Origin of the sequence: Streptococcus sanguinis, assembly GCF_026781265.1 — a bacterium.
Lineage (GTDB): Bacteria > Bacillota > Bacilli > Lactobacillales > Streptococcaceae > Streptococcus > Streptococcus sanguinis_T.
On the sequence record NZ_JAKUVC010000012.1, the window covers coordinates 21,767 to 28,587 of the forward strand.

The 6,821-nt window shown below is 45.4% G+C and carries 10 protein-coding genes and 1 pseudogene; all 11 read left to right on the forward strand.

What is annotated here, in order from left to right; all coding sequences use genetic code 11:
• The 11 genes and pseudogenes from hisB to MK370_RS10855 all read left to right on the forward strand — a co-directional run bounded on the left by hisB (position 1) and on the right by MK370_RS10855 (position 6,730).
• Positions 1-585, forward strand: a complete 585-nt coding sequence (gene hisB / locus MK370_RS10805) for an imidazoleglycerol-phosphate dehydratase HisB (RefSeq protein WP_002912765.1) — start codon at positions 1-3, stop codon at positions 583-585.
• 33 nt (positions 586-618) lie between these two features.
• Complete coding sequence (hisH, locus tag MK370_RS10810) at positions 619-1,242, forward strand: imidazole glycerol phosphate synthase subunit HisH (protein ID WP_268685258.1); 624 nt, start codon at positions 619-621, stop codon at positions 1,240-1,242.
• Positions 1,220-1,942 (forward strand): 1-(5-phosphoribosyl)-5-[(5-phosphoribosylamino)methylideneamino]imidazole-4-carboxamide isomerase, encoded by a 723-nt coding sequence (hisA, locus tag MK370_RS10815; protein WP_268685250.1) that lies wholly within the window; start codon positions 1,220-1,222, stop codon positions 1,940-1,942. The genes hisH and hisA overlap by 23 nt, the downstream gene beginning before the upstream one ends.
• Positions 1,943-1,944: 2 nt before the next feature.
• On the forward strand, positions 1,945-2,703 hold the full coding sequence (hisF, locus tag MK370_RS10820) for an imidazole glycerol phosphate synthase subunit HisF (protein WP_268685251.1): 759 nt from the start codon (positions 1,945-1,947) through the stop codon (positions 2,701-2,703).
• Complete coding sequence (hisI, locus tag MK370_RS10825) at positions 2,703-3,047, forward strand: phosphoribosyl-AMP cyclohydrolase (protein ID WP_268685252.1); 345 nt, start codon at positions 2,703-2,705, stop codon at positions 3,045-3,047. The genes hisF and hisI overlap by 1 nt, the downstream gene beginning before the upstream one ends.
• A 117-nt stretch (positions 3,048-3,164) precedes the next feature.
• Positions 3,165-3,479, forward strand: a complete 315-nt coding sequence (hisE, locus tag MK370_RS10830) for a phosphoribosyl-ATP diphosphatase (RefSeq protein WP_268685253.1) — start codon at positions 3,165-3,167, stop codon at positions 3,477-3,479.
• A gap of 33 nt (positions 3,480-3,512) precedes the next feature.
• Entirely contained in the window at positions 3,513-4,262 is a 750-nt protein-coding gene (locus tag MK370_RS10835) for a PHP domain-containing protein (protein WP_268685254.1), read from the forward strand.
• A gap of 11 nt (positions 4,263-4,273) precedes the next feature.
• Positions 4,274-4,743 (forward strand): annotated as a pseudogene (locus MK370_RS10840) (N-acetyltransferase family protein).
• 15 nt (positions 4,744-4,758) lie between these two features.
• A complete protein-coding gene (locus tag MK370_RS10845; protein WP_268685255.1) occupies positions 4,759-5,685 on the forward strand; it encodes a helix-turn-helix transcriptional regulator in 927 nt (308 codons plus the stop codon).
• Between the two features lie 83 nt (positions 5,686-5,768).
• The gene (locus MK370_RS10850; RefSeq protein ID WP_268685256.1) at positions 5,769-6,134 is read left to right on the forward strand and encodes a nuclear transport factor 2 family protein; all 366 of its coding nucleotides are present in this window, start codon (positions 5,769-5,771) and stop codon (positions 6,132-6,134) included.
• 197 nt (positions 6,135-6,331) lie between these two features.
• On the forward strand, positions 6,332-6,730 hold the full coding sequence (locus MK370_RS10855; RefSeq protein WP_268685257.1) for a hypothetical protein: 399 nt from the start codon (positions 6,332-6,334) through the stop codon (positions 6,728-6,730).
• Positions 6,731-6,821 lie beyond the last annotated feature (91 nt).

A 6,821-nucleotide genomic window follows, 5' to 3' on the forward strand; every position in this document is an offset into this window, starting at 1 on the left:
ATGAGACAAGCTGAAATCAAGCGTAAAACACAGGAGACCGATATTGAGCTGGCTGTCAATCTTGACCAACAGGAGCCGGTAGCTATCGAGACTGGTGTCGGATTCTTTGACCACATGCTGACCCTTTTTGCCCGCCACAGTCGAATTTCTCTGACGGTCAAGGCTGAAGGCGATCTTTGGGTGGACAGCCACCATACGGTTGAGGATGTAGGCATTGTGCTGGGGCAGGCTCTGCGTCAGGCTTTGGGAGACAAGGCCGGTATCAACCGCTACGGCACTAGCTTTGTGCCTATGGATGAAACGCTAGGCATGGCCAGTCTGGACCTATCTGGTCGCTCCTATCTGGTTTTTGAGGCTGATTTTGACAATCCCAAGCTTGGGAATTTTGACACCGAGCTAGTGGAGGAATTTTTCCAAGCCCTAGCCTTTAATCTGCAGATGAATCTGCACCTGAAAATCCTTCATGGCAAGAACAGCCACCACAAGGCGGAAAGTCTCTTTAAAGCGACTGGACGAGCTCTGCGGGAGGCTATTACGATAAATCCAGAGATTCATGGAGTCAACTCTACCAAGGGCTTACTCTAGCTCGCTCTTCCTAGTGAAAGGAGTTGATACATGATGATGATTGTTATTGATTATGACGCTGGAAATACTGCCAATGTTCTCCGTGCTCTGTATCAGGTCGGAGTAGAAGCGCGTCTGTCAGCTGATCCGCAGGAAATTTTAGCTGCCGATGGTTTGATTTTACCAGGTGTCGGTGCTTTTCCTGCGGCTATTCAGGAGTTGGAAAGGCGAGGGCTGGTCTCCGTTATCCAGCAGGCTGTGGCCGATGGCAAGCCTCTCTTGGGCATTTGCTTAGGCATGCAGCTCCTGCTGGAGTCTGGATTGGAGAATGGTCAAAGTTCTGGACTGGGCTTGATTCCTGGTGTTTGCCGCCGGATTCCGGACCAAGCTGGTCTGCCTGTGCCTCACATGGGTTGGAATGATTTACAGGTCCAACAGTCGTCTGCTTTGACAGCTGGTATAGATGGCCAGTCAGTCTATTTCGTCCATAGCTACTATACAGATGTTCCGGAGGTGTACTTGGATGTGACGGCTGATTATGGGCTGCCTATTCCAGCCATGATTCACAGAGGCTCGGTCTTTGGCTGCCAGTTTCACCCAGAAAAGTCTGGTGCTGTCGGTCTCGGTATTCTAGAGAAGTTTAAGGAGTATGTCTATGAAAATACTGCCCGCTATTGATATCAAAGACGGCCAGGCCGTCCGCCTTTTTAAAGGGGATTTTAGCCAGAAGACAGTAGTCAATCCCGATGTCTTGGAGCAAGCTCGAGTTTTCAAAGAAGCCGGGGTTACCATGATTCATGTGGTTGACTTGGACGGAGCCTTAGAAGGTCGGGCAGCCAATCGAGATCTGATTGCCCAGATTAAAGCGGAAACTGGCCTAGCTATCCAGGTCGGGGGTGGCATCCGTAGTCTGGAGCAGATTGAAGATTACCTGGCGGCTGGAATTGACCGTGTCATTATAGGCTCAATGGCTGTTAAGAATCCTGAATTTGTTGAGGCCGCGTTAGAGCGCTTTGGAAGCAGCAAAATTGTGATTGGCATTGATGCGAAAGAGGGTTTAGTTGCGACTGAGGGTTGGTTGGAGACCAGCAATCAGAACTATATCAGCCTGGCGCTGGCCATGGAAAAAATCGGCGTCCGCCTCTTCGTCTATACGGATGTGGACCGAGACGGGACTCTGACTGGCCCCAATATTCAGCATTACCAAAAATTGCTGGCGTCCCTCAAGCATGCTCAAGTCATTGCTTCTGGTGGCATCCAGTCAGCTGATGATTTAGAAGAGCTGAAAAAGCTGGGCTTGGATGGAGCCATTGTAGGTAAGGCCTATTATAGTGGACGAATTAGCCTGGAGAAGATCAAGGAAGCAGAAAGGGGCTAGTCATGCTGAAAAAACGAATCATTCCTTGTCTGGATGTCAAGGACGGTCGGGTGGTCAAGGGCATCAACTTTGTCAATCTGACTGATGTGGGCGATCCAGTTGACGCTGCCAAGGCCTACTATGAAGCCGGCTGTGATGAGTTGGTCTTTCTGGATATCACCGCCACCCATGAGGAGCGAGACACGACGGTCGAGATGGTCCGGCGCGTGGCGGAGCAGGTTTTCATCCCCTTTACCGTCGGGGGCGGCATTCGCACGGTTGAGGACATGAAGCGGATGCTCCAGGCTGGGGCGGATAAGGTTGCAGTTAATTCCTCAGCACTGGCAAATCCTCAGCTTTTGGCAGACTGCGCTGAGAAATTCGGCAGTCAATGTGTGGTGCTGGCCGTAGATGCTAAGAAAGAAGCGGACGGTAGCTGGCATGTCTATCTGGCTGGCGGCCGCAAGGACAGCGGTCGCGACCTGTTAGACTGGGTTCAAGAAGCTGTGGATCTCGGAGCGGGGGAAATTCTTCTGACCAGTATGGACAAGGACGGGACCAAGTCTGGTTTTGACTTACCAATGTTGGAAGCCGTCTCTCAAGTGGTTTCCGTTCCTATCATCGCATCTGGTGGTGCTGGCAGTAGCCAGCATATCCTAGAAGTTTTTGAAAAGACAACAGCGACAGGTGCCTTGGCAGCTTCGATTTTCCATTATGGGCAGGTCTCCATCTCAGAGACCAAAAAAGCCATGCTGGAAGCTGGATTGGAGGTGCGCATCTGATGACAGAAGTGAAGTTAGATTTTCAAAAGCAAGGCGGTCTTTTACCTGCCATTATCCTAGACCACACCAGCAAAGAAGTCCTCATGCTGGCCTATCTCAATGAAGAAGCCTACCAGCTGACCCGCGCCAGCGGTCAGATGTGGTACTGGAGCCGGTCACGTCAGGAACTTTGGCATAAGGGAGCTACCAGCGGCCACTACCAGACTGTCAAAAAAATCGCAGCTGATTGCGACCTAGATACCCTGCTGATCGAGGTAGACCAGCTGGGAGCTGCCTGCCACACCGGTGCTAAATCCTGCTTTTTCCATACAATCTGGGATGAAGAAGACGGCAAAACTGACTAAAAGCTCCCTTGGTTTACTTTAGTACTTGGTTAATGCAAAAATAAAACTAAGACATCAGATTGCCATTGGAAAGAATTGCTTTTTATAGTAAAATAAGGACAGTAACAAGGAGATACTATGTTAGAAACCCTCTATCAAGAAGCCCTCAAACGTAAAAAAGAGCCCAAGGAAGGCTCCTATACCAGCTATCTCTATGACAAGGGGCTGGACAAGATTCTCAAAAAAGTCGGTGAAGAAGCGACAGAAGTGGTCATTGCGGCTAAAAACGCTGATAAGGAAGAGATGGCCAATGAGACAGCTGATCTGCTCTACCATCTGGCGGTCGCTCTCGTTGAGACTGGCGTCAGTCTGGATCAGGTAGAGGCCGTCCTCCAGGCACGACAGGGCAAGCAGAGCCGGATTCACGACCGACCTGAAATTGACCATTACTAAACGGATATAAGATTTGTAGAAAGGCGGTTCATCATGCGCGACAACCATCTTCATACCTATTTTTCCTATGATTCTGAGGCAGATTTCTGTGACTATCTAGACCATTACGAGGGCGAGATTGTCACCACTGAGCACTATGATTTGTCTAATCCCTATCCTTACGAAGCTGCCTCGCCCCATGACGATGTGCCTGACTATGTGGCCTATTCAGCAAAAATAGCAGAGCTGAACCAGCAATATGGCAACCGCATTAAAAAGGGGATTGAAATTGGCTATTACGCTCCGCGTAAGGAGGATATCCTAGCTTTCCTATCGGACAAGGAATACGACCTCAAACTATTGTCTGTCCACCACAATGGCAGTTTTGACTATCTGGAAGAGCCAGTCTTGCACTTGGATAAGATGGAGTTAATTCCCCACTACCTAAGAGAGCTGGAAGAGGCTATCGAGGCTGTGCCAGCAGATGTTCTAGCTCACTTTGACTATGGTTTCCGAAAATTCGCGCTTACCGTAGAGGAGTTAAAAACTTTTGAACCAGAGCTGCGGCAGCTTTTTCAAAAGATGATTGATTATGGTCTGGCCTTTGAGCTTAACTGCAAGTCCATGTATCTATATGGTCACGAGGAACTCTATATCTACGCTCTTTCTCTAGTCAAGGAGCTGGGCGGTCAGCGCTTTTCAGTGGGATCAGACGGCCATAAGCTGGAACATTTTAGATTGCAATTTGACCGAGTTGCCAAAATCTTAGAGGAGGCCGGCATAGGTGAGGAGCAGTTGATCTAGAAGGAGAAATCATGACTGAGATTAGGCCCTTAAAACAAGAGGAAATCCCGCTCTTAGAGGAATTTCTTTACCAAGCTATTTTTATTCCCTCAGGTCTAGAGCCGCTGCCCAGAAGTATCTTGAAGGGACCAGAACTAGAGATGTATATCAAGGACTTTGGTCAGCAGCCAGATGATTGGGCTTTAGCAGCAGAAGTGAACGGCCAGCTGGTCGGAGCTGTTTGGGTTCGCATCATGAAAGATTACGGCTATTTGACGACCAGACACCCTCTCTATCCATTTCATTCCTGCCTGACTTCAGAGGGCAAGGACTAGGCCAGCAGTTGATGACGGCCATGTTGGACTTGCTCAAGGCCAAAGGCTACCCAAGTGTCTCCCTTTCTGTTTCCAAAGACAATCCCGCCGTTGGCTTTTATCAAAGACTGGGCTTTGTCACGGTTGAAGAGAGGGAAGATGATTATTTGATGCTGTGTCGATTGTAATAAGAAAAGAAAATCATGAAACTAGAACGATTAATTTATATTCTACTAGCCCTTTTGAATAAGAGGCAGATAACAGCTAAAGAAATTGCTGAACGTTTTGAAATATCTACCCGCACAGTATATCGAGACATGGATACGCTCAGCTTAGCTGGAATCCCTATCTACTCTGAACGTGGGGATAAGGGTGGTTTTTATATACCAGATGACTACAAGATGGACAGCAGTTTTTTCACAGAAGAAGAAAAGCAGTTTATCATCAATATGAGCCAAAATGTTGGTAAAATTGTTGGCCGTCCAAGTTTTGGCAGCATTGAGCATAAGCTTGCTTCTCAAGAGGCGACCGATAAGGTTAATCCTTTTTACTTCGATCTTACTTCCTGGTCTCTCAATACAAATTATTTACTTGAAATTGAGCAGGCTATACAAACTGGGAAGAAAATTTCCTTTTCCTATTATTCTAAAAAACAAGAACGAAGCCAACGAACGATTCTTCCTTATCGTATGATTTTTAAACTAAATGCTTGGTATGTTATCGGCTACTGTTTAGAAAAGTTAGATTTTCGCTTTTTCAAACTCAGCAGGATTCGTGATTTGCAGCAAGTAGAAGAGGGTATCGAAGCTGGAGATTACCCGCTTTTATCTCAAGAAAAGCTAGATCTTTTTCTAAATCCATCCAAAGATAAAGTTGAAGGCAGTAAAGAAGAAGTAAAGCTGATTTTCACAGAGTCTGCGCTTCCAAAAATTTATGACCATTTCACAGAAGAAGAAATCACTGTTGAGCAAACCAGAATAAAGGTCCATGCTTTCAGAGCATTGACACCAGCCTTTTTCGAATTGATTTTAAGTTTTGCTCATCGAGTAAAAGTCATATCGCCAAAAAAACTGCAGGATAAATTAATTCATACTCTTCAAAAAAATCTTCAGCAATATGACAGACTGTAGTCATATTGCTTTTTGTATAATCTTAAATGGCTTGAAGATCTCATTGTTTGAGTGCTTGCCTAAATTATTTTTGGAGGTTCCAAATGGATACAAGAACATTAGCAGAAAGCTATTTTACCGCAGTCAATAAAGGTGGCTGGGAAGATTTCGTAGCTGAAAACTTTAATTATGGAATGTGCGACAGTCAGGAAATCAGGCGAGGTCGTGATGTTTATCTGCAAGGTGCAGGTCAATTCTATGCTTTGAGCCAGCATCTTGAAGTGAAGAAGTTATTGGTAGAGGGACGAGAAGTAGTGGCTTTGAATCGCTATCGCCTGCAGTCGCCACACGGAAAAAAACTAGAATTGGATGTCGCAGAATTTTTAAAATTTGACGAATCAGACAAATTAATTGCATCTAACATTTACTTTGATACTTATCGTTTCCAAGAGTTTATGCAAGGGAGATAAGCATGTAGAAAAGTCACCGAAAGGTGGCTTTTTTCAGTAACCAATGACTTCTACAAATGCTTTATCGTATTATTTGTAAGTTTTCTTGACAAGTGGTAAAATAAAGCCGAAATAAAATATGTTCTCCTAGAGCAATCTAATCGATTAGCAATAATTAATTTGACTGTTCTTCGTAGTCATATAAAGGAGTTGATTTTATGACTAATACTAGGCGAGCAGTGCTAGCGCTGAGCTTGGGTGTTTTGTTATTGCTAGCAGCGGGAGTTCTACTGCAGGTTCATTTTTGGAGAGTGATCATTTTGCTAGGTCTATTCTTTTTTGCGGAAGTATTTATCATCTGGTACTCTGGAAGTAAGTCTAAGTCGCAGATTAATGGCAGGCAAGGCCTTGACCTCTTCTGGCTTTATATCAAACGCTTGAAAATTTTTTATATCATACTTGTGTGTCTCGCAATTCCTTTCGTTTCTCTGTCTTCCAATCCTGCTTTCGATTTGTTTTTTGTGCTTGAGTTGTTAGTATTCTTGCTCTTAAGCAATTATATCTTGAGCTCTTATGGCATTCAACCGTCCAAGAAAGAAAGAGCTTTTAAAGTCTAATAGCTTTGTTTGCAGCAGTTGATTTGACTGCTGTTTTTTCAAAAAAGAAAAAAGCCTTGATTTTGTACTGACCCCAAAAAGTTAGACAATT

What these genes read in the sequence shown, in the direction of transcription:
- hisE (WP_268685253.1), top strand. Translation starts at nt 3,165, where the DNA reads ATGTTAGAAACCCTCTATCAAGAAGCCCTCAAACGTAAAAAAGAGCCC.
- hisA (WP_268685250.1), top strand. Translation starts at nt 1,220, where the DNA reads ATGAAAATACTGCCCGCTATTGATATCAAAGACGGCCAGGCCGTCCGC.
- MK370_RS10855 (WP_268685257.1), top strand. Translation starts at nt 6,332, where the DNA reads ATGACTAATACTAGGCGAGCAGTGCTAGCGCTGAGCTTGGGTGTTTTG.
- hisF (WP_268685251.1), top strand. Translation starts at nt 1,945, where the DNA reads ATGCTGAAAAAACGAATCATTCCTTGTCTGGATGTCAAGGACGGTCGG.
- hisH (WP_268685258.1), top strand. Translation starts at nt 619, where the DNA reads ATGATGATTGTTATTGATTATGACGCTGGAAATACTGCCAATGTTCTC.
- MK370_RS10845 (WP_268685255.1), top strand. Translation starts at nt 4,759, where the DNA reads ATGAAACTAGAACGATTAATTTATATTCTACTAGCCCTTTTGAATAAG.
- hisI (WP_268685252.1), top strand. Translation starts at nt 2,703, where the DNA reads ATGACAGAAGTGAAGTTAGATTTTCAAAAGCAAGGCGGTCTTTTACCT.
- MK370_RS10850 (WP_268685256.1), top strand. Translation starts at nt 5,769, where the DNA reads ATGGATACAAGAACATTAGCAGAAAGCTATTTTACCGCAGTCAATAAA.
- hisB (WP_002912765.1), top strand. Translation starts at nt 1, where the DNA reads ATGAGACAAGCTGAAATCAAGCGTAAAACACAGGAGACCGATATTGAG.
- MK370_RS10835 (WP_268685254.1), top strand. Translation starts at nt 3,513, where the DNA reads ATGCGCGACAACCATCTTCATACCTATTTTTCCTATGATTCTGAGGCA.